The organism is Enterococcus montenegrensis (assembly GCF_029983095.1).
GTDB lineage: Bacteria > Bacillota > Bacilli > Lactobacillales > Enterococcaceae > Enterococcus_C > Enterococcus_C montenegrensis.
Genome location: NZ_CP120467.1, coordinates 2,781,156 through 2,804,185, shown reverse-complemented (window position 1 = coordinate 2,804,185; position 23,030 = coordinate 2,781,156). Strand labels below are relative to the sequence as shown.

Below are 23,030 nucleotides of genomic sequence, written 5' to 3'. Positions count from 1 at the left end.
TATCTTATGAATCAAGGAGGAGATACAAGTGAAGATAAATAGCACTGATATAGGAATTTTAAGATACTTAATAAATACTGATGATCTAACATCTTTTAAAGATTTATCAGATTATTTTTCTATCTCAGACAGAACAGCAAGATATCATATCGAAAAAATTAATCGCTTTTTGTTCGAAAAAAATCTACCTTCTTTAGAATTTATAAAAAGAAAGGGGATAGCATTAACAGAAAAATCTAAGGTGGAAGAAGTACTTGCTCATTTTGAGCAATTTATAGATTTAGAAACATATCAATATTCAGCAAAAGAATGTATAAATTTTATTACTTTAAAACTTTTAGTTGCGGAGGAATATCTTTCTAGTTCAACATTCGAAAATATCTTAAATTTATCTAGACCAACATTTCGAAAATATCTAAGTATGATAGTTAAGTTTATGAACCAAGAAAATGTTCAAATTATAAAATCAAAAAATGGAAAGTACTTATTAAAAGGGCAAGAGACCAAGATAGAGCAATTAATTTATAAAATATTAATTGATAATCTAGATATCAATGAAATTATAAATTATTTAAAAAACGGGGATACGTTTAGCCGTAGAGGAGAACTACTACTCTTTAATACATTTAATTATTGTCTTGTAGAAGAAATCGTTATGGTGGTGGATAATGTTGAATCTTCAGGTATTACTCAATATACAGATTACGAGTATTTGAGCCTTTTCGTCCATCATTATTGCCAATTGAGCAGTCTATCTTTACATATCCTGCAGAATACTGGAAATAGTAAAAAAGATGAAAAAATACCACCTAGCTTTATCAAGGACTTAATAAGGAACGTTGAAAAACAGTTCGATGTAAAATTGAGCAACAATAATCCGGCTTTTGAAAAGATGTTACAAGAACATTTGAAAAATCTAGATATTAGAATTTCAATGAATGAGGAAGTTATTAATCCTATTTATGAATCTTTTATGCATGAACACGGGAGTTTTGTTAATGAACTCAAAAGAATTATTTCGCAAACTGGGTCAGATTTAAAAATATCAAATCAAGAACTTTCGTTGATTGCGATTTACTTTGTTTCTGAAATAGAGAGAGTGAGAGCGTTACAAACGAATGGCCCTAAGATTTTAGTTGTGTGTCCCGAAGGAAGGATAGTTTCAAATGTAATTTCTAATCGTTTGAGAGAATTATTCTTTACTGGAAAAGTAACTGTATCTTCAGTCCGAAATATCAATGATAGTCTTTTTTCTGAATATGATTTTGTTATTACTACCGTAGGATTATCTGATATATATAAGAATCATAATGTGATTCAGGTATCTCCAGAGCTTAATCAGGCTGATTTGAAGAATATCTCGGAATACTTGCCTTGGAAGTTTAAAAAAGATAAAGACAGCATCAAGTATTTTGGAGAAGTGATGAACGCTATTTCAAGAAACTGTATAGTTAAAGATTGGTCACAACTTGAATTTGAGATTATTGATATTCTGACAAAAAAAGTGAAAACAAGATTTACAGAGACTGTAAATGTAGATTTTAGTAAAGAGTCAATACAATTACTTCCAGAGGCTAAAACATGGGAAGTTGCTATAGATAAAGCTACTGAACATCTTATGGAAATTAATGCAATTACAAAACAGTATCGTGAAAAAATTAAATTAAATACCAGAGAATTTGGTCCTTATATGATTGTGGCACCGGGAATATTTTTCGCACATGCGGGGCCAGAAGATGGATGTAATTTTAATGCAATTTCACTAACAAAATTTCAAAAGGGAATCAAATTTATTCCAGATCAAGAAGAACCAGTAGATATTATTTTGACTTTAGCATTTAAGGATATTGAGACAAATTTAGTATTAGAGAACACTTTGAGCTTTTCAAAAGATAAACAAAAAATTGCTGAATTGAGAACAATTGATTCCAGAGAAGAATTATATCAATTTTTAAAAATAAATTTTTTAGGATAAAGGTGAGAGAAAAATGAAGTCAGAAGAGATTTCTTTTAGTTTAATTTCTTTAGCAGGAGATGCAATGAGTAAGTTACTGGAGGCAAATGAAGCTTCTTTAAATGGAGATCAAGAAGAGTATTCCAATCTCATGTCAGAGGCTACACAGTTGATGAATGAGGCACATAATGAGCAGACAAAGTTATTGGTAACAGAAGCCCAGGGTGGAGAAGTAGATGTTAATGTTTTGTTGATTCATGCACAAGATACTTTAATGAATACAATTTTAGCAGAGACGTTTATAAAACAATTATCAAAGATGAATTTAAAAATTAAAGAATTAGAAGAGGAAATCAAATATTTAGAAAAAAGACATTTATTTATGAAATGGAGGAGTAATGATGAAATTAGAAAAATTACATGTACTTTTAGTTTGCAATCTTGGATATTCAACTGGAATTATGGTGACAAAAATGCGAGAAGTTGCAGCCTCTTCTAAAGCATTGCAAACAACAGACGTAAAAATTGAGGCACATCCTGCAGGAGAATTAAGAGAATTTATAGAATACTTTGATGTAGTTATGCTTGGTCCTCAGATCAAACATCAGTTAGCAGAGTTAACAAAGCTTGCGAATCAATATAATAAACCTATTGCTGTAATTGATTCTAAGGACTATGGTCGCATCGATGGAGGGAATATTTTAAAGGCTGCAATTCTTCTGAGCCTGAATGCGCAAAAAGAGACAATTTAAAAAGGAGGAAGCACAGATGAATACATTTATGGAGTTTATGGAGACGAGGTTTTCTCCAATTGCTGCAAAAATTGAAAAGCAGAAATTTATTGCCTCAATAAAAAATGGCATGGTATCACTCATTGCTGTATTAATCATTGGTTCGTTTACGTTAATTATAACCTCACTAGGCAATTTGTTTCCGGATGGAACGATTATTAAGAATTTTTTTGTGGAGAATCAAGAATTACTTTCTTTACCATTTCAGTTTACCTTTGGTCTTTTGTCAATTTATGCCGCTATAACGATTTCTTACAATCATGCAAAACAAATTGGAGCACCTATTTTGCACAGCATAGTAGGAGCAGTACTTACCACGTTGGTTTTAAATACAAGATTTATAGATGGTGTTTTAGATAGCCAATTTTTAGACTCCAGAGGTCTTTTTGTTGCGATTATTTCATCTCTTGCTGTAGTAGAGGTCTTAAAACTATTTATTGTGAAAAATTTAAGTATTAGAATAAAGGGTTTACCAGAAATGGTTGCTGCAACATTTGAGTCTGTAGTACCTCTTCTTAAAAAGAGTGATCCAAGAGAGTCCGGTTGGTGGGAAAGGACATTGCGCGATTTAGTGAAGATGAGCTCTGAGTATTTCAAATGGTTTACGCTATTTGGACGGAAAAGCAATCGTTATCAATGCCGGGTATCAACAGGTACCGTTGAGATATTATTTGTGAGGATAATATGAATAAGGGTGGTAACGCGAAAAGTCTTCGTCCCTTTGTTTGTCATAGTTTGACAAACAAAGGGATGGAGATTTTTTTTTTGCTTTTGATAAGAGCTCATCACGATTTGACGGAATTTTTTGACGATTTATAGATTTAGATCAATTTGGAGGAGTTGGAAAAATGAAAGTGAAAAAGAGTATTTTGGTGGTAACAGGAATTTTGGCTGCGGTGACGTTAGCCGGGTGTAAAACTGGCGGGGCAGCTAAGGAAAGTGCTAGTTCAACAGCAAAACAAGCAATAAAACAAGAAATCAGTGTCAGTTTACCGGCGCCGTTAAGTACGTTAGATACAACGCAAACAACCGATAAAATCACATTTACTGTGGTACAGCATTTGTTTGAAGGGCTATATCGTTTTGATGATAAGAGTCAACCAGTGCCTGCTTTAGCAGAAAAAGTTGACATTAGCCCAGATGGAAAAACATATACCTTCACTTTAAGAGAAGACGCGAAGTGGAGTAATGGGGAAAAAGTAACCGCCAATGATTTTCTTTTTGCCTGGAAACGACTAGTAAATCCGAAAACAATGGGGCCAAATGCGTATTTACTGGATAATGTGGTGAACAGTCAAGCAATTCGTGAAGGTAAAAAAGCAATTGATGAAATTGGTTTAGCTGCACCGGATGAAAAGACTTTTGAAGTGAAACTAACACAAGCCCAGCCGTCATTTTTATCTGTGGTTTCCATTGGTTGGTTGGCACCGCAAAATGAAAAATTTGTCACCGACAAAAAAGATGAGTATGGCCGCACCAGTGAGGATCTTTTGTATACGGGACCTTTTGCATTAAAAGATTGGAAACAGACCGGAGATGAGTGGACCTTGGTGAAAAATGATGATTATTACGATAAAAAAGCTGTCAAATTGTCAGAGGTTCACGGTTCTACGATCAAGGAAGAAAATACCGGGATTCAGTTAGTGGACAGTGGAGAATTGGATTTACAGCGCATTAGTGGTCAATATGTGGAACAATTCAAAAATGATCCACGGTTAGTGACAGAAAAAGATGTGGCCAATCAATTTTTAGATTTTAACAAAAAAGCCAACAAAGCCTTAGGAAATGTACATGTTCGTAAAGCAATTGCCCAAGCAATTAATAAAGAACAGCTGGCAAAAAATGTTTTAAATGATGGCGCCACCCCTTTAAATGGCTTGATTCCAACGGGTCTTTATAAAAATCCTCAAACAAAAGAAGATTTCCGCAAATTTAGCGGCGACTACAACACCTATGATGTAAAAGCAGCTAAAAGTGAATGGTCCAAAGCCAAAGCGGTCATTGGCGATAGCTTAACGTTGAAATTATTGGTAACCGATGATGATAACGGTGAAAAAGTTGGTGAGTATTTGCAAAGCCAGTTACAAGAAACATTGTCCGGCTTGAAAATTGTTATTAACAAACAACCAAAAGTGAATTTGAACCAATCCCGTACCGATGGAAATTACGAATTGTCGGTTTCTGGTTGGATTGCCGGTTCTAGTGAACTGGATTCCTATTTCAATTTATATAAGACGGGTTCTTCTTACAATTACGGCGGGTATGCTAACAAAACCTACACAGATTTAGTCGAAAAAGCCCGCACTACAGATGCGAATGATCCTAACGCATTTTTTAAAGATTACCAAGAAGCAGAAAAAGTATTGCTCGCAGATGATGCAGCGCAAGTACCGCTATATCAAAGTGCTTCAAATTATTTAATCAATGAAAAAGTAAAAGGTATCGTTTTTCACGCCTATGGTGATTATTTCAATTTACGGACAGCATCTGTGAAGTAAGGAGAGAAAGTATGCGTCAATTATTGGAAGATTTTTTAAGTTATGTCAAAGTGAATACCCGCTCAGATGAAAAATCCACCTTCATTCCCACTACGCAAGGTCAAATTGATCTGGCGCTGCAATTAAAAGAGCAGCTGGAACAATTGGGATTAAGTAATGTTGCTTATTTTGAGAAAAATAGCTTTGTGATTGGGGCTTTAAAAGGAAATGCCGCAAAACCTGCAATTGGTTTTATTGCCCATGTGGATACGGCGGATTTTAATGCAGAAAATATTCAAGCGCAAGTTCATTACAATTACGATGGCAATGAGGTGGTTTTAAATGCAGCTCAAAATATTGTTTTGTCTCCTAGCCAGTTTCCCAATTTAAAAGACTATGTAGGCCAAACGCTAATTACGACAGATGGGACGACTCTTTTAGGTGCCGATGATAAAGCCGGGATTGCTGAAATTATGGCCGCGTTGCGAAACTTAAAAGAAGTTCCAAAAGAAAAGCGTGGGGATGTTTGGGTCGCTTTTGGGCCAGATGAAGAAATTGGTCGTGGGGCAGATAATTTTGAGGTTGCAGATTTTCCGGTGGATTTTGCCTATACACTTGACAGTGGTCGTGTTGGGCATTTTGAATATGAAACGTTTAATGCTGCCAAAATTGAGATCACAATTGAAGGGACCAGTGTCCATCCTGGTACGGCGTATGGGCAATTGGTGAACGCCATAAAGATTGGGGAGACCATTGACAGTCGCCTCCCTCAAGCAGAAGTACCGGAATTAACGCAAGATTATGAAGGTTTTTATTTATTGAATAAATTTAGCGGGGATATTTCTTTAGCGCAGTTGGATTACATTATCCGGGATCATGATCAAGCCAAATTTATAGCCAGAAAAAACCAAATCGTAGCGATTATTGACGCCTTGAATGCCACCTTCACCTATCCGCGCATTACGTATCGCCTGTTTGATCAATATTACAATATGAAAGAAATCGTAGATAAAGAACCCCGGGCGGTAGACTATGCACTTTTAGCGCTGAAAAATTTAGGGATAAAACCGATTGTCACCCCATTTCGTGGTGGTACTGACGGATCGAAAATTTCGTATAAAGGAATTGCTACCCCAAATTTATTTACCGGAGGCGAAAACTTTCACGGACCATATGAATTTATCACCCTTGAAGCAATGGAAAAAGCCCGCGATACCATCGTTGAAATCGTTAAAGTAGCCGGTGAGGCAAAATAATTTAGTTATTTTTGACAGTTTTTGTTGGTTTTTGAATTCGTCAAAATATTTCACAAATAATTATTTTACTGAATTATTTTGAAGAATTATTTCCGCTTTTTGAATAGGAAAACCTGTTTTTATAATACTTTTCAAGAATTTGATTGTAAGTAATTTTCTTCACGTAAATTTCACGTCTTGTTTTTTGAATTATCAGAAAATTTATATATATTTGTTTTTTAATGAATAAAGTATTGCTTTTTTAATAATTATTGATTAAAATTTTCGTTAACTTCAGAAAATGTTTAATATTCTGAAAATTCAATACAAGACAAGGGGTAAAGGGAATGAAAATGAAGAAGACATCATTATTTGGCGTTATTGCTGTCTGCGGTGTTGTGTTATCAGCATGTGGCAGCGGTAGTGGCACAACAGATGGCAGCAGTGCTGCAGGCGGTTCTGGTAAAGAAGCGGACAAACAAGAATTTAGAGTTTCTGTCTTACAAGAAATGCCGAGTGCTGATTTATCACTTGCGACAGATACCATTAGTTTCACTGCGTTAAACAATGTCTACGAAGGAATTTATCGTTTGGACAAAGATAGCAAGCCAGTGCCAGCTGGTGCCGCTGAAGAAGCCAAAGTTAGTGAAGACGGTTTGAAATATACGATTAAATTAAGAGAAGATGCCAAATGGTCTGACGGAACACCCGTTAAGGCTTCTGATTATGTCTTTGCATGGCAACGAACAGTCGATGCCAAAACCGCATCTGAATATGCTTATTTATATGAACCCGTTGTGAATGCAGCCGATATTACTGCCGGCAAAAAAGATAAATCTGAGTTAGGCATTAAGGCTGTCAACGACTACGAATTGGAAATTACGTTAACGCGTCCAACGCCTTATATGGATTATTTATTCGCATTCCCTTCATTTTTCCCACAACCACAAAAAGTTGTTGAAAAAAATGGCGACAAATTTGCTACAAAATCAGAAAATTCTGTTTACAACGGTCCATTTGTTTTAGCCGGATTTGACGGTCCTGGTACTGATACAGAGTGGGAATACAAGAAAAACGATACTTACTGGGATAAAGATACAGTAAAATTAGACGCTGTCAAAGTCAGCGTAGTGAAAGAATCCTCCACAGGGTTGAACTTATTTAATGACGGACAAACAGACGATGCAATTTTAACCGGTGAATTGGCACAACAAAATGCCAATCAAGAAGCTTTCCAATCGGTTAAAGAAGCCCGCACTTCTTATCTAGAATTAAATCAACGAAAAGAAGATTCACCATTTATGAATGAAGATTTGCGTTTGGCAATCTCTTACGCAATTGACCGCAATGCAATCGTTAATTCTGTTTTAGGCGATGGCTCGGTTGCTTCTACTGGTTTGATTCCATCGGATATGTCTAAAAATCCAGAAACCAACGAAGATTTCACCAAAGAGGCGGGCGATTTGGTCAGCTTTGATGCGAAAAAGGCAAAAGACCACTGGGAAAAGGCTAAAAAAGCTTTAGGAAAAGATAGCTTTACCTTTGATATTGTCGCTTCTGACGATGACGGAACTAAAAAAGTTTTAGAATATTTGCAAAGCACACTCGAAGAAACATTGTCTGGTATCAAAATTAAACCAACGCCAGTACCATTTTCTGTTCGGTTAGATCGTTCAAATAACGGTGAATTCGACATGGTATTAGGTGGTTGGGGTGCTGACTACTCAGACCCATCAAGCTTTACAGATTTATTTGTTACAGGGAATTCATATAACCGTGGGCAATGGTCAAATGAAGAATACGATAAAGTTGTGAAAGAATCTAATACGACCAATGCAGGTGATCCGATGAAACGTTGGGCTAATTTGCAAGAAGCAGATAAAATTATCAGCTCAACTGCTGGAGTTATCGGCGTTTTCCAAAAAGCAGAAGGTCACATGATTAATCCGAAAGTAAAAGGTATCGTTCATCACGCTGCCGGCGCTTCATGGGATTACAAATGGACATATGTAACCGAATAATAAGTAACACTTAAGTTGCTACTCAAAACGTCATTTAAATAGTAAAAAGAGGCTGGCACTGCCAGCCTCTTGCAACTATTTTTGCTATTGGTGTAGTCATACTTTAGAAATTAATAATTATTAAATGCTGCCAATGGCATAAAAAATGAGCGAGCAGACTAAGATGATACCGGCAATTTTTAGCCAAAAAAGATACACACCCTGGCCAACTTGTGATAAAGGCGTATAGTTAGCTTTTTTCTTTTGCTTTCTTCCTACAGCTTCATGCATGGATCGTTGAAAAGTATCGAAGAAGCCAGAGGAAAAAACCCATAACAAAATGCCAATAATCAAAAAAGGCAGTCCCAACATAAACAGAGTGTCTGATAACATGATCAGACTTAAATTTTTTTTGATCAGACCCCAGATAATAGCGATAACGAAGATAATGACGGCAATAAACGCGGGAGGATATTTTTTCATAATGGACTCCTTGTTGGTTTTTGTAGCTTTTATACAGGGCAAGTTTTTTAGCTAAAGACTAGTGCCAACCAAGTTTCAAAAGCTTTTCCAATGTCTAGCTTTTCAAACTAACTCTCGGCGACAATAAGCAGAAAATTCGAGAAATTTGAAGAACCATTTATCAAATTTTTGTCTTATTGCTTGAGCGCTAACCAAGTTTCAAAAGCTTTTCTTTTACTTTATCGAATCCATTTGGCAAAGTCAAAAGAGTTTTTTTTTAGCACCATTTACTTCTTAAGGTAGGGAACTTGTTTTAAAAAACAGAAGCTTTCCCCACCTGCAAAAAATTTTTCACTTCATGTGCAGTTGATGCATTTTTTGTTCTTGTTGCATATTCTCAATTTTATTTAGGAGGAGAAATAATTTGAATGACTTTCTCAAATATTTTCTAAAACGGCTATTTTTTATGCTGGTAACCTTGTGGCTGATTGCTACGATTACATTCTTTTTATCAAAAATGTTACCAGGAACGCCTTATACCAATGCAGAACGTTTAAGCCCAGACCAAATTGCGTTGTTAAATAAGCAAATGGGTTTGGATAAGCCGGTTATCGTGCAATATGGAACGTATCTGAAAAACTTACTTCAAGGTGATTTCGGAATTTCCTTCCAGTTTAAAAATCAACCAGTTGCAGCCTTATTGGCTGGTCGCGTGGGACCTTCCTTACAATTAGGGATGCAGGCGATTTTACTGGGGACTTTCGTGGGGATTATTTTAGGGACGATTTCAGCCATGAAACAAAATACATGGGTGGATACGTTAGCGACTTTAATTGCGATTTTGGGTCGTTCGATTCCAAACTTTGTCTTCGCCGTTTTACTGCAATATGTTTTTGCGATTAAATTGCACATTTTGCCGATTGCTAAGTGGGAAGGTTTTGCCTATACGATTTTACCAACGATTGCGCTGGCAATGTCGCCTTTAGCCGATTCGGCACGTTTTATTCGAACAGAAATGGTGGAAGTTATGCACAGTGATTACGTAGAACTAGCTCGAGCTAAAGGATTAAGCCGTTGGGAAATCGCCTTTAAACACGGCTTGCGTAATAGCTTGATTCCCTTGATGACATTACTCGGACCTTTAGCAGTTGCTTTAATGACTGGTTCTTTAGTAGTAGAAAATATTTTTGCGATCCCTGGTATTGGGGAGCAATTTGTAAAATCAATTACCACCAACGACTATCCAACCATTATGGCGGTAACCGTCTTGTACTCGGCAATGTTGATTATTGTCATTTTAGTGGTTGACTTATTATACGGCATCGTTGATCCACGAATCCGCGTGTCAGGAGGGAGCAAAGGCTAATGGAAAATGCAAAACCAAAATATGATACTATTGCCAAAATCCCGGCGTCAGAATTTGAGCTGTACCACGGTAGTACCATTAAAGAACGGGAAATGATTGCCGCTCCGTCTTTGACTTTCTTACAAGATTCTTGGCGGCGCCTTCGAAAAAATAAAGCAGCGGTCGTATGTATGGCGATACTACTTGTGATTATTGTGATTTCGATTATTTCAATTTTCTTTTCACCCCATAATCCCACGAAGCAAAATGTTGCTTATATGAATTTGCCACCACGAATTCCTGGGATTGATATTAATGGCTTAAACGGAAAAGCAATGGTTGGCGGACAATTAGTCGATAAATATGCCGCAGCGAATGTACCGGATAATTTGAATTATTATTTTGGGACTGACGGATTGGGCCGTGATGTTTTGAGCCGTCTTTTGATGGGAACGCGGGTCTCTTTATTGATCGCCTTTATCGCGGCGATGTTCGACATTATTTTTGGTGTTACTTACGGATTAATCTCTGGTTTAAAAGGCGGTACAGTGGATACGTTAATGCAACGTATTTTGGAAATTCTTTCTGGTATTCCAAACTTAGTTGTGATGATTTTAATGTTGGTCGTTTTTGAACCGGGTATTCCATCGATTATTGCTGCCATGGCCATCACTAACTGGATTCCAATGGCGCGGATCGTTCGGGCACAGACGCTGAAATTAAAAGACCAAGAATTTGTGTTGGCTGCCCAAACTTTAGGGGAAAGTAATTTCAAAATAGCCTTTAAACATATTTTGCCCAACATCTCCAGCGTGATTATTGTCCAGATGATGTTCAGTATTCCAACGGCGATTTTCTTTGAAGCCTTCTTGAGCTTTATCGGTTTAGGTTTAACACCACCGAATGCTTCACTGGGTACAATGTTAAGTGACGGGTATAAAACCTTCCAATATCTGCCTTACCTATTGTGGGTACCAGCAGTTACGTTATCTGTCATTATGATTGCCTTCAACTTACTAGCTGATGGTCTTCGTGATGCCTTTGATCCGAAAATGAAAGAGTGATGATGATGCCAGAAAAAGTATTAGAAGTTAAAGATTTGGAAATCTCCTTTGATACTTATGCGGGAACAGTCCGCGCAATCCGCAATGTTAGTTTTGACCTTTATAAAGGAGAGACTTTGGCGATTGTAGGGGAGTCAGGTTCCGGTAAATCGGTAACTACTCGCAGTATCATGGGACTTTTAGCCAGTAACGCCAATATTGATAAGGGTGAAATTATTTTTAAAAATTCCGATATTGTCAAAAAATCGGAAAAAGAAATGCAGAAGATTCGAGGTAAGGAAATTGCGATGATTTTCCAAGATCCCATGACCTCTTTAGATCCAACCATGCCAATTGGCAAACAAGTTGCGGAGTCTTTGATTATTCACAACAAAGTGTCTAAAAAAGAGGCCTTAGCTTCCGCATTGGAATTGTTAAACTTAGTTGGTATTCCCAATGCTGAAAAACGATTGAAAAACTATCCCCACCAATTTTCCGGTGGACAACGGCAACGGATCGTAATTGCCATTGCGCTTATTTGCTACCCGGAAGTTCTGATTGCTGATGAACCAACGACCGCTTTGGATGTAACAATTCAAGCCCAAATTTTAGAGTTGATGAAAGATATTCAGAAAAAAATTAACACGTCGATCATTTTTATCACCCATGACTTAGGTGTTGTGGCAAACGTGGCTGATCGCGTGGCAGTCATGTATGGGGGCAGAATTATCGAAGTTGGAACGGCAGAAGAAATTTTTTACAACCCGCAACATCCGTATACATGGGGGCTGTTAGGTTCAATGCCGACTTTAGAAGGGGGCGAAGAACGCCTATATGCTATTCCAGGTTCGCCACCAGATTTACTGCAACCACCAAAAGGGGACGCTTTTTATCCTCGTAATGAATTTGCTTTAAAAATCGATACCGAGCAAGCACCACCATATTTTGACGTCTCTGAAACCCACAAAGCGGCAACGTGGCTCTTAGCACCACAAGCCCCTAAAGTAACCCCACCGGCCGAAATTGTTCGTCGTTGGGAAATTTTCAAAGAAAAACAAGAAGCCTAAGGAGGTAGCCGCGTGAAAAAAGTTTTATTAAACGTAACTCACTTGAAACAATACTTCAATGTCGGACGTAAAGACGAAGTCAAAGCAGTGGATGATATTAGCTTTCACATTTACGAAGGCGAGACTTTTGGCTTAGTGGGAGAATCCGGTAGTGGCAAATCCACCACCGGGCGCACGATTATCCGCTTAAATACGCCAACTGATGGAGAAATTGATTTTGCTGGCCAAGATGTGATGAAAATTAAAGGCAAAGAAGGCTTAAAAACATTTCGTCGCGATGTACAGATGATTTTTCAAGATCCGTATGCCTCTTTAAATCCTCGCATGAAAGTGCGGGACATTATCGCAGAAGGCATTGATATTAATGGTCTTGCCAAAAATGAAAAAGAACGCAATGCCCAAGTGGATGAACTGTTAGAAACGGTGGGGTTAAATCCCAGTCATGGAACGCGTTATCCCCATGAATTTTCCGGCGGACAACGGCAACGTATCGGTATTGCCCGCGCCTTAGCCGTAAAACCAAAATTTATTATTTGTGATGAACCAATTTCAGCTTTGGATGTTTCCATTCAAGCCCAAGTGGTAAATTTATTGCAAGACTTGCAAGAACAGCAAAATTTGACGTATTTATTTATCGCCCATGATTTGTCGATGGTAAAACATATCAGTGATCGCATTGGTGTTATGCACTTAGGCAAATTGCTGGAAGTGGGTACCAGTGATGCCATTTATAATCACGGCGTTCATCCATATACGGAAAGTTTGCTGTCGGCAATTCCATTACCAGATCCAGACCATGAACGTAATCGCAAGCGGATTAAATATCAGGCCCAACCTGATGATGGCAAACAGCGAGGAATGCATGAAATTGCAGAAGGACATTATATTTATTGTTCAGAAGATGAAATTACCATGTACCAAGCAAAATTACAGCAAAAAACGACGCAAAGCCAAGTGGCACTGTAATTGGATTCTTGCGGACTGAGAAAGTTCAATCAGCTTTTCTAGCTGTCTAGCTTCATGAATCAGCCCTTCGGGCATAAGCTAAAATTTACGAAAATGAAAAAGGCATTTTAGCAAATTTTGATCTTATGGCTCAGGGCTAAACGATCCATTCAGCTTTTCTTTTTGTCTAGCTTTATGAACTAACTCTCGGCGACAATAAGTCAAAATCTTGATAAATTTGAAGAACAATTTATCAAGATTTCGCCTTATTGCTAGCGAGTTGACCAAGTTCATTCAGCTTTTCTTTTAAAAAATTTGTTAGGTTAGGTAAGGTTAGGTGGGACAAGGGGAACGTCCCTACCAAAAGCCACCACAACTGAAGTAATGATCAGTGAGGGGAGGCAGGTACCAATTAAAATATTAAAAGCTTATAAATTTGCGCTTTATCCTGATGAAGCGCAAAAACAATTTTTTATTCAAACTTTTGGCTGTGTTCGTTTTACTTATAACACGTTATTGACACTGCGGCAGACAAACTATCAAGATAACAGCGAAACTTTTACAAATCCAGCTTCAGAGCGGTTAAAGACGCAAAAGTTAACGCCAGCTAAACTAAAAAAGGAGTATTCGTTTTTAAAAGCGACGGATAGTTTAGCTTTGGCTAATGCGCAACGTAACTTGGAAAAAGCCTTTCAAAATTATTATCGCGGCCATGCCAGTTATCCGAAACTAAAGAGCAAAAAAAGTGCGTGGCAGTCTTATACTACAAATAATCAAGGCCATACTATTTATCTTGAAAAAGATGGCTTGAAGCTTCCAAAGTTAAAAAGTAAAGTTTTGTTGCATCAACATCGTAATGTGACGGGAAAAATTCGCTCGGCCACTATCTCTGCTAAAAATCGGCAGGAATTTTATGTTTCTTTATTATGTGAAGAAGATAGTACTGCTTTGCCAAAAACCGGTAGCAAAATTGAAATTACCTATAATGGGACAACACTAATTGAGCCAAGTGTGGCAGTGCGCGGCATACCGACGCTTTGCCAAGTGCAACTTTTAGCGCAGCTAAAAAAAGCGCAGCGGCGCCTTGCCATCCGAGCTAAGAGTGCACAGCGACGCAATGTAAAGTTGGAACAAGCTAAAAATTATCAAAAACAAAAATTGCGCCTCCAACAATTATATATCCGCAAAATGAAGCAAAAAGAAGACTTTACAGAACAACTGTCGATTGCTCTTGTGCGCCAATTTGATTGTATCGTGGTCACAATGCCAGCAGCAGGAGACGATGAAACAAAAAACAAGGGCAACAAAGCCCTTAAAACGCAGAAAAATAATCAAAGTACCCCAGTTTTGCAAAATATTGAAGAGAAATTTACTTTAAGTGACTGGAATCGTCTCCTTTTGAAATTGAAATATAAAGCCGATTGGTATGAAAAAGAGTTAGTCTTTTGTTCAAAGCAAAAAGCCAACTAAAATTAGAAAATTTTTTTAGTTTAAGAGAATTTGATTGAAAAACTATTTCCGACAGATAAAAAAAGAAACACTAACTGCAAAGTGTTTCTTTTTTAAGAACTGGAAGGGGCTCCAGGGATCGCCTTGGGTATATAAAAAGTGCACCAGCACTTTTGTTTCTAGGAATCCGCTCACTAATTATGATAAACCATTGTCAGCTTCTTTAAAAAGAGGCTGGGGCATAGGCTAAGTTATGTAAATGACTTGGTCTATGTTTTTTTTGACTGAAAAAAGTTCGAACACTTTATTTTGCACCCCACAAAACAAATCCACCTAAAATTTTCTAAAAATTAAAATATATTGCATAAAAAAGATAAAAATAAGTCGTTTTGTTTTTAATTTAGGCAAGAAGAGGGTATTCTATGGATACCCAAAAAAGCAATAAAATGAAAATTATTATAAATATTGGTAGAAAGAAGTGAGTGAAAATGGGTTTAATTTGGTCTTTAATCGTTGGTGGTGTCATTGGTGCGATCGCAGGTGCGATTACAAATAAAGGTGGTTCAATGGGAATTATTGTAAATGTCGTTGCCGGTCTAATTGGTTCTGCGATTGGGCAGTCTTTATTGGGTCATTGGGGTCCAACTCTAGCTGGAATGGCAATTGTACCTTCTATTATTGGTGCAGTTATTTTAGTGGCAGTCGTATCGTTCTTTTTTGGTAGAAAAGCATAGACATAGTCAGCTTATTTTATTAGTAATAGGTCGTCATTTTGTGACAAGTTATAAATTTGCTGAAATGATTCGGATTGAAAAAAACAGGAATTCAATTTACAATCGTGGTCTATCTTTTGGTTAAATAACTAGAATGTTTGCAATCAGATAGAAGTATAATCCCAGGATGATATAAATGATATAACCGACAGTAAAAGTGTAGGTGCCATTTTAATGGGTGGCAAAACCTACTAAAAATCTGTCTGTAATTAAAAAAACTGCAAGCGCAGGTAAAGTCACGAGACTTTGCCTGCACTTGCTTTTTTTATGCTAGTTTTACGACAAATGTTTCGTAAGGCAGTAAGTTCAACTGATTTAAATGGTGATACGTATGGGGATAGTTTGTGATAATCGTTTCTGTGGCGGCATAAGGCAATGAGAGTGCTTGTTTGCTGTCAGAAAAATTCGCACAAATAAGCCAAGTTTCCCCTTCGTAGCTGCGAGTATAGGCAAAAATATTTTCAGCGGTATCCAGTAAGTCATAATCTCCCCAGACAATTAGCGGATAATTTTTTCGCAACTGAATTAATTTTTGGTAGGTGTAAAAAATGGATTCAGGATCATCCAGCCGGGTTTGCGCATTAATAGTTGTGTAATTGGGATTTAAATTGTACCACGGAGTTACGTTTTCTCCTGTAAAGCCAGCATTAGGCACATTAGACCACTGCATTGGCGTACGGGCGTTGTCACGTCCTTTAGTATTAATGGCTTGCCAAATTGTTGCCTCACTGCTGCCTTTAGTTTTTTCTTCTTCATAGTAATGAATACTTTCAATATCATCTAATTGGCTAATTTTATCGACGTATTGGTTGGTCATGCCCAATTCTTCACCTTGATAAATAAAAGGAGTCCCCCGCATCAAATGGAGTAAAATGGCCAACATCTTACTGCTTTTCGTGGGGTAATCAGCTACATTGCCCCAACGAGATAAAATCCGTGGTTGGTCGTGATTACTCCAAAATAAACTATTCCAAGCTTCTTTTGGTAAGTCTGTTTGCCAGCGGGATAGCACCGTTTTTAACACGGAGACATTTAAGGACTTCAAATTCCATTTTGAAGTTTTGGCAACTTCATCTAAGGCCATATGTTGAAATTGAAAGACCATCGACAGCTCTTTTCTCTTAGGATCTGTATACAAAGGAGCAGTTAGTGGCGTGACACTACCAGTCTCGCCGATGGTTACAACGTCGTGTCCTGCTAAAACTTCGCGATACATTTCTTGTAAATATGGATGTAAGGCGGGGCCGTCCCCAATAATTTTTTGATCGGGAATTTTACCAATTAATTCGATCACATCTAAGCGAAAACCACCGACGCCTTTTTGCAGCCAGAAATTCATAATTTGCCATACTTCTTTGCGCACAGCAGGATTTTCCCAATTCAAATCGGGTTGTTCTTTGGCAAATAGATGGAAATAATATTCGTTTGTTGCGGGTAAGTGTTCCCACGCACAGCCGCCAAAAAATGAATTTAAGTCATTTGGCAACCCATTTTTATCAGAACGAAAAATGTAATAATCCTTATAATGTGGATCGCCTGCTAAGGCTTTTTTAAACCAAGGATGTTCACTGGAGGTATGATTGACTACTAAGTCCATGATAATTTTTATGCCTGCTTTTTTTGCTGTGGCAATTAATTCTTCCATATCTGCCATCGTGCCAAATTCTGGCATAATAGCGCAATAATCACTCACATCATAGCCATTATCGACATTAGGAGATGCAAAAACTGGCGAGAGCCAAATGGCGTCGATCCCCAATTTTTCTAAGTAAGATAAACGCGCGGTAATTCCTTTAATATCGCCAATGCCGTCATTGTTGCTATCTTGGAAACTCCGGGGATAAATTTGATAAAAAACGCTTTGTTGCCACCATTTTGATGCCATGATAAAACTCCTTTCAAAAAAACAAACTTTTAGTGAAACGTTTTTCTTATTTGGTAAAATATTTGCAGCTAGATTTTACCATGAAATTGTTTTCAAATGGTTGTTTTATTAAAATATTGTCATTTAATTTTTGATAAATGCTTATTTAACACTGATTTTACTCATTGTGAAAAGTTTTTTTATAAAAAATCGTAGAAAACGGTTGCAAATTAAATCGCGGCATTATATACTCTGTTCGTAGAAACGTTTCACCAAAAATGAAATACGGAGGAAGAAAGATGAAGATTTCGAAAAAGCTTTGTTTATTGGGTGTAACAGCAGCGATGACACTGGGTGTTTTAGCAGGTTGCGGATCAGGTTCTGGCGGAGATTCTGCTAAAGATGACAAGGTCTTAAATATTTGGGGTATGGGAGAAGAAGTGAAACAATTATCCAAAATGACGGATAAATTCACAGATGAAACTGGGATCGAAGTTAAAATACAGTCTATTCCTTGGTCAAATGCCCACGATAAATTATTAACAGCTGTTGCTTCTAAGAGTGGCCCAGACGTATTGCAAATGGGGACAACTTGGATGCCTGAATTCCAAAAAGCTGGTGCTTTAGCAGACATGAGCAAGTACATTGAAAAATACGACAATTTAAAAGCTGAAAACTTCTATCATGGTTCTGTTGAAACGACAAAATTTGACGACAAATATTACGGTATTCCGTGGGCAGCTGAAACACGCGTACTATTTTACCGTACTGATGTTTTAGAAAAAGTTGGCTATAAAGAAGCGCCAAAAACTTGGGAAGAATTAGAAGATGCTGCTAAAAAATTAGCTGCTCGTGGCGATGACAAATACGGTATCAACATCGACAGCAAAGAACAAACACTAGGCTTTATGTTTGCTCGTCAAAATGGTTCACCATTATTAGAAGATGGCAAACCTGTCTTCAATAAAAAACCTTTTGTTGACGCTGTTTCTTACTTGAATGACTTTATCCAAAAAGGTTACTCACCAAAAGAAGATTTAGGTTTGGATGTATCGCAAACTTTCTCTGGTGACGATGCAATGGTACCAATGTTTATCAGTGGTCCTTGGATGGCAAAAACTGTAAAAGATACAGTAAAAGATGTAGATGGCAAATGGGCGATTGCAACATTGCCGAAAAAAGAAAACAACATTTCTTCAATGGGTGGCTCAAACTTAACTATTTTTGAATACTCTAAGAAAAAAGATGATGCAGCGAAATTCATCGAATTTATGGCCCGTCCTGAAAACCAATTAGAGTGGATGAAATTAACTGACGCACTTCCAACTGCTTTAAAAGCTTGGGAAGATGATTCTTTGAAATCTGATCCCGTTTACAGCGTCTTTAACGAACAATTACAAAACTCTGAACCAATGCCTTTAATCCCTGAATTTGAAGAAATCGCACAAAACTACTTGAAACACTTTGAACAAATCTATCTTGGCGGCGCCAACGTTCAAAAAGAAATGGACGCTTTCAACCAAGAGTCAGAAACTACTTTAAACAAATAATCGTGGTATAAAAATTTAACAGCTAAGAAGTGTTAGATTGTCACCACAAATTTTTTAGGAGTGGTCCAAAAGTCCTGTTTGGACTTTTAACCACTCCTTGCTTTTGTCAATTCCTACAATTCACGAAATTATTTTGAAGGGGGCGCTTCCATTGCGAAAAGCCAAAACCACCAAAGCACCATATCTTTTCATTGCTCCAGCCTTGATTTTACTTTTGCTATTTTCAATTATTCCTATCTTTGTTGCATTTTTTATTAGTTTTACTGATATGAGTCTTGTTGGGCTCGCCGACTGGTCACAAATTAAATTTGTTGCGTTTAAAAACTATCAAGATATTGTTTTGGACCCTGTTTTTCTAAAGAGTATTAAAAATACGCTCTTTTATGTGGTATTCGGGGTGCCGGTTGTTATTGCCTTATCAATGGGTTTGGCGTTAATGATTAATTTTGGTAAAAATCGAATTTTTTCTGCTTTTCGGATGATTTTTTACACACCGGCGATTACAAACGTGGTTGCCGTGGCAGTAGTTTTTGCCTATTTATATAATCCAAGTTTCGGCTTTTTAAATTATTTGTTGTCACTTTTACACATTGATGCGGTGCCATGGTTAACCAATCCGGTCATGGCAAAAATTTCCTTAATTATTTTAGGGGTATGGCGCGCAGTCGGGGCCAATATGTTGATTTTCTTGGCTGCCATTCAAGGTATTCCAAAAGAATTATATGAAGCCGCTTCACTAGATGGTGCTTCAAAACGGCAGCAAACTTGGTACATTACCATTCCGTCGTTACGCTTTTCAACGTTCTTTGTTACCGTCACAACTTTAATCGGCTGGTTGCAATTCTTCGAAGAACCATTTGTTTTAACCAATGGTGGACCGCTAGATTCTACGACTTCTGTTGCGTTGTTTATCTACCGCAATGGTTTCCAATTAAGTAAATTTGGCTATGCTGCAGCGGGATCGTTCATTTTATTTGCAGCTATCATTATCGTGACATTGCTACAATTTAGAATGCAACGCAAAAATGCAGAAAATCAATTATAAGTGAGGTAATCAAAGATGACAAAAGAAATGCAAAGTAACCGTCGTGCCAAAATTGCAATCGGGATTGCCTTAGCCATTGGTGCGATTATTTGGATGATTCCTTTTGTATGGATGATCCTTTCTTCTTTTAAAACAGATGCGGAGATTATGCAATTTCCTCCGAAAATTTTACCGGAACATTTTTCTATGGATAACTTCAAAGAGTTATTCGGTGCCTTCAATTTTATCGTGTATTTGAAAAATACGTTAATCGTTGTAGCCTTCTCCTTTTTAGGCATGTTCTTTAACGCTATGGCAGGTTTTGGCTTTGCCAAATACAACTTTAAAGGCCGTGAACCTTTGTTTTACTTGGTCTTAGCAACAATGATGATTCCCGGTCAGGTAACGATGATTCCTGTTTACTTGATTATGAACTCTTTAAAATTAACCAATACTATGGCAGGGATTATTTTGCCCGGCTTAGTGGGGGCATATGGGATCTTTTTATTCCGCCAATTTGCTTCCGCTATTTCCAATGAACTTTTAGAAGCTGCTCGCTTGGATGGCGCAAGTGAATGGTATATCTTCACCCGCATCGTTTTACCTATTTCCAAACCGGTGTTGGCCGTACAAGGGATTGCGACATTTATCGGTGGTTGGAATTCATTCTTATGGCCGTTGATTATGGCAAACGACGAAAAATATTACACCTTATCTGTTGGCTTGCAGTTGTTAAAAGGACAATATGCGAATAATTACTCCCTACAGATGGCAGGTTCAACCTTTATGGTCGTGCCAATTTTAATCATCTTCATGTTCTTACAAAAATATATCTTGGAAGGCTATAACGTTTCAGGAAATAAATAAAAAAAATGCACCAGCTAAAGGAGGATGCAGCAATGGAACAGGCAAAATTAACTGCATTGGTACAAGAAATGACATTGGCTGAAAAAGTCGATCAGCTTTTACAATTGGCTGCCGATTTTTATTCACAGGCCGCAGAAGAAAAAACTGGTCCCATGACAGAAATGGGCTTAAAAGATGAAAATATTCAAAATGCCGGTACTATTTTAGGTTTAGCCGGAGCCAGTGAAGCCAAGCGAATTCAAAAAGAGTATATGGAAAAAAATCGCTTGGGTATTCCTACACTATTAATGGCCGATATTATTCATGGCTTTCGCACAATTTTTCCGATTCCATTGGCTCTTGGCAGCAGTTGGGATCTAGCAGCCGCAGAAGAAATGGCGCAAATTTCTGCCAAAGAAGCAGCAGTTTCTGGCTTACACGTTACCTTTTCACCAATGGTCGATTTGGTAAGAGATCCACGTTGGGGCCGGGTGATGGAATCTACAGGAGAAGATCCATATTTAAATGCCCGCTTTGCTGAAAGCTTTGTTAAAGGTTATCAAGGGGATGACTTAAAAAATGATTTCACGCGCGTTGCCGCTTGTGTAAAACACTTTGCAGCTTATGGGGCAGCTTTAGCTGGTCGGGATTACAATACTGTCAATATGTCAGAAAGACAGTTGCGGGAAAGTTATTTACCAGGTTATAAAGCTGCCTTAGATGCCGGTGCTAAATTAGTTATGACCTCTTTTAATACCGTTGACGGCATTCCTGCCACGGGGAACAAGTGGTTATTCCGTGATGTTTTACGTCAAGAATACGATTTTGACGGCGTCGTGATTTCAGACTGGGGCGCAGTAAAGGAATTGATTTTTCACGGCGTTGCCGCTGATGAAAAACAAGCGGCGCAATTAGCCATTGAAGCTGGCGTTGATATTGAAATGATGACGACCTGTTACACCCATTATTTAGCGGAATTAATTGAAGAAGGCAGTGTGGATGAAGCGTTATTAGATGAAGCTGTTTTACGCATTTTAGAATTGAAAAACGATTTGGGGTTATTTGAAAATCCCTATCGTGGTGCCAGTGTTGAAGATGAAAAGGTGATTTTATCACCCGAGCATCGCCAAGCAGCTCGTGAAATCGCGCAAAAATCAATCGTCTTATTAAAAAATAAAGCAGATATTCTACCTTTAAATTCAGAAGAAACAGTCGCAATTATTGGCCCCGCGGCTGCAAGTCACGATGTTTTAGGGGCATGGTCTTGGCAAGGAAAAATGAAAGAAGCCGTTTCACTTTTAGAAGGGGCCCAAGCGTATAGCTCACATTTATTAGTCGGCAAAGAAGAGTTTGATTACTTTACCCCAAGTCAAAAAGCTGTGGCAGAAGCCGTTTCATTGGCGCAAAAAGCCGATAAAGTTGTGTTGGCTTTAGGCGAAGCAGAATGGATGAGCGGCGAAGCGGCAAGTCGTAGCGATATTACTTTGCCAAAAGCGCAAATTGCCTTGTTTGAAGCTGTTAAAGCAGTCAATCCCAATATTATTGTGACCTTATACAATGGTCGTCCTTTGGATTTAAATGGCATCGATGAAGCCAAAGCCATTGTGGAAGCATGGTTTGCAGGTACAGAAGCTGGGAATGCCTTAGCCGATATTTTATGGGGGGCTTTTAATCCAACGGCGCGCTTGTCCATGTCATTTCCTGAAAGCGTTGGCCAAGTACCGATTTTTTACAATTGTGATAGCACGGGCCGCCCATATGAGAGTGCACCGAATGAAAAATATGTTTCAAAATATTTAGATGTCTCCAATTATGCGAAATATCCTTTTGGCTTTGGCTTAAGTTATAGCCAATTTTCTTATCAAGACGTCGTGATTGACCAGACAGAATTAACGCCAGAAAACCAAATTCTGCTCACAGTGACAATTACAAATGAAAGTGAGCAAACAGGCAAAGAAACAGTGCAGTTGTACATTCAAGATTTAGTGGGACAAGTTGTACGTCCGATAAAAGAATTAAAGGCCTTCCAGCAAGTTGTTTTAGCCGGTAAAGAAAGCCGCAAAGTTTCTTTTGCCATTACAGAAGAGATGTTGCGCTATGTCCATCAAGATCAAAGAAGGATTAGTGATGCAGGTGCCTTTTTGGCAATGGTGGGACCAAACAGCCGTGATTTAACTGCGGTAACATTTAATTTAGTGAAGTAGG

General features: G+C 37.8%; 19 protein-coding genes. 17 read left to right on the top strand and 2 right to left on the bottom strand.

The window, feature by feature from the left end:
- Window positions 1-28 precede the first annotated feature (28 nt).
- From P3T75_RS13390 to P3T75_RS13360, 7 genes are all read left to right on the top strand, one after another.
- On the top strand, window positions 29-1,975 hold the full coding sequence (locus P3T75_RS13390) for a BglG family transcription antiterminator (protein ID WP_282461868.1): 1,947 nt from the start codon (window positions 29-31) through the stop codon (window positions 1,973-1,975).
- Between the two features lie 13 nt (window positions 1,976-1,988).
- Window positions 1,989-2,453: a PTS lactose/cellobiose transporter subunit IIA gene (locus P3T75_RS13385; protein WP_282461867.1), complete on the top strand. Its 465-nt coding sequence runs from the start codon at window positions 1,989-1,991 to the stop codon at window positions 2,451-2,453.
- Window positions 2,428-2,706, top strand: coding sequence for a PTS sugar transporter subunit IIB (locus P3T75_RS13380; protein ID WP_282461866.1), 279 nt, complete (start codon window positions 2,428-2,430; stop codon window positions 2,704-2,706). Before P3T75_RS13385 ends, P3T75_RS13380 begins: the two co-directional genes overlap by 26 nt.
- 16 nt (window positions 2,707-2,722) lie before the next feature.
- Window positions 2,723-3,433, top strand: a complete 711-nt coding sequence (locus P3T75_RS13375) for a PTS transporter subunit EIIC (protein WP_282461865.1) — start codon at window positions 2,723-2,725, stop codon at window positions 3,431-3,433.
- Window positions 3,434-3,593: 160 nt separating this feature from the next.
- A complete protein-coding gene (locus tag P3T75_RS13370) occupies window positions 3,594-5,243 on the top strand; it encodes a peptide ABC transporter substrate-binding protein (protein WP_282461864.1) in 1,650 nt (549 codons plus the stop codon).
- An 11-nt stretch (window positions 5,244-5,254) separates the two neighbouring features.
- On the top strand, window positions 5,255-6,478 hold the full coding sequence (gene pepT, locus P3T75_RS13365; protein ID WP_282461863.1) for a peptidase T: 1,224 nt from the start codon (window positions 5,255-5,257) through the stop codon (window positions 6,476-6,478).
- 332 nt (window positions 6,479-6,810) lie between these two features.
- Window positions 6,811-8,478 carry a peptide ABC transporter substrate-binding protein gene (locus P3T75_RS13360; protein WP_230709931.1) on the top strand — a complete coding sequence of 556 codons (1,668 nt, stop codon included), beginning with the start codon at window positions 6,811-6,813 and terminating at the stop codon, window positions 8,476-8,478.
- 120 nt (window positions 8,479-8,598) lie between these two features.
- Here the strand turns inward: P3T75_RS13360 and P3T75_RS13355 are convergent, their stop codons facing one another.
- Entirely contained in the window at window positions 8,599-8,940 is a 342-nt protein-coding gene (locus P3T75_RS13355) for a DUF3899 domain-containing protein (RefSeq protein ID WP_206902976.1), read from the bottom strand.
- A gap of 403 nt (window positions 8,941-9,343) precedes the next feature.
- Here P3T75_RS13355 and opp3b point away from each other — a divergent pair, with 403 nt between their 5' ends.
- The 6 genes from opp3b (at window position 9,344) to P3T75_RS13325 (ending at window position 15,502) form a co-directional block, all read left to right on the top strand.
- Window positions 9,344-10,285, top strand: a complete 942-nt coding sequence (gene opp3b / locus P3T75_RS13350; protein WP_206902977.1) for an oligopeptide ABC transporter permease — start codon at window positions 9,344-9,346, stop codon at window positions 10,283-10,285.
- Window positions 10,285-11,328, top strand: coding sequence for an ABC transporter permease (locus tag P3T75_RS13345; RefSeq protein ID WP_282461862.1), 1,044 nt, complete (start codon window positions 10,285-10,287; stop codon window positions 11,326-11,328). The genes opp3b and P3T75_RS13345 overlap by 1 nt, the downstream gene beginning before the upstream one ends.
- Before the next feature lie 2 nt (window positions 11,329-11,330).
- Window positions 11,331-12,374, top strand: coding sequence for an ABC transporter ATP-binding protein (locus tag P3T75_RS13340; protein ID WP_282462616.1), 1,044 nt, complete (start codon window positions 11,331-11,333; stop codon window positions 12,372-12,374).
- Window positions 12,375-12,386: 12 nt separating this feature from the next.
- Window positions 12,387-13,340 carry an ABC transporter ATP-binding protein gene (locus P3T75_RS13335; RefSeq protein ID WP_282461861.1) on the top strand — a complete coding sequence of 318 codons (954 nt, stop codon included), beginning with the start codon at window positions 12,387-12,389 and terminating at the stop codon, window positions 13,338-13,340.
- A gap of 363 nt (window positions 13,341-13,703) precedes the next feature.
- Window positions 13,704-14,789: an RNA-guided endonuclease InsQ/TnpB family protein gene (locus P3T75_RS13330; RefSeq protein ID WP_282461860.1), complete on the top strand. Its 1,086-nt coding sequence runs from the start codon at window positions 13,704-13,706 to the stop codon at window positions 14,787-14,789.
- A 467-nt stretch (window positions 14,790-15,256) separates the two neighbouring features.
- Window positions 15,257-15,502, top strand: coding sequence for a GlsB/YeaQ/YmgE family stress response membrane protein (locus P3T75_RS13325; protein WP_282461859.1), 246 nt, complete (start codon window positions 15,257-15,259; stop codon window positions 15,500-15,502).
- Between the two features lie 304 nt (window positions 15,503-15,806).
- On the opposite strand, the gene P3T75_RS13320 is transcribed toward P3T75_RS13325, so the two are convergent.
- Window positions 15,807-17,426: a glycoside hydrolase family 13 protein gene (locus P3T75_RS13320; RefSeq protein WP_282461858.1), complete on the bottom strand. Its 1,620-nt coding sequence runs from the start codon at window positions 17,424-17,426 to the stop codon at window positions 15,807-15,809.
- A gap of 278 nt (window positions 17,427-17,704) precedes the next feature.
- Between P3T75_RS13320 and P3T75_RS13315 the strand changes: the two genes are divergently transcribed.
- The 4 genes from P3T75_RS13315 to bglX all read left to right on the top strand — a co-directional run bounded on the left by P3T75_RS13315 (window position 17,705) and on the right by bglX (window position 23,029).
- Window positions 17,705-18,955 (top strand): sugar ABC transporter substrate-binding protein, encoded by a 1,251-nt coding sequence (locus tag P3T75_RS13315; protein ID WP_206902983.1) that lies wholly within the window; start codon window positions 17,705-17,707, stop codon window positions 18,953-18,955.
- 151 nt (window positions 18,956-19,106) lie between these two features.
- The gene (locus tag P3T75_RS13310; RefSeq protein ID WP_206902984.1) at window positions 19,107-20,000 is read left to right on the top strand and encodes a carbohydrate ABC transporter permease; all 894 of its coding nucleotides are present in this window, start codon (window positions 19,107-19,109) and stop codon (window positions 19,998-20,000) included.
- Between the two features lie 15 nt (window positions 20,001-20,015).
- Entirely contained in the window at window positions 20,016-20,846 is an 831-nt protein-coding gene (locus tag P3T75_RS13305) for a carbohydrate ABC transporter permease (RefSeq protein WP_173101934.1), read from the top strand.
- A 32-nt stretch (window positions 20,847-20,878) separates the two neighbouring features.
- Window positions 20,879-23,029: a beta-glucosidase BglX gene (gene bglX, locus P3T75_RS13300; protein WP_282461857.1), complete on the top strand. Its 2,151-nt coding sequence runs from the start codon at window positions 20,879-20,881 to the stop codon at window positions 23,027-23,029.
- The last annotated feature ends 1 nt before the right edge of the window (window position 23,030 follow it).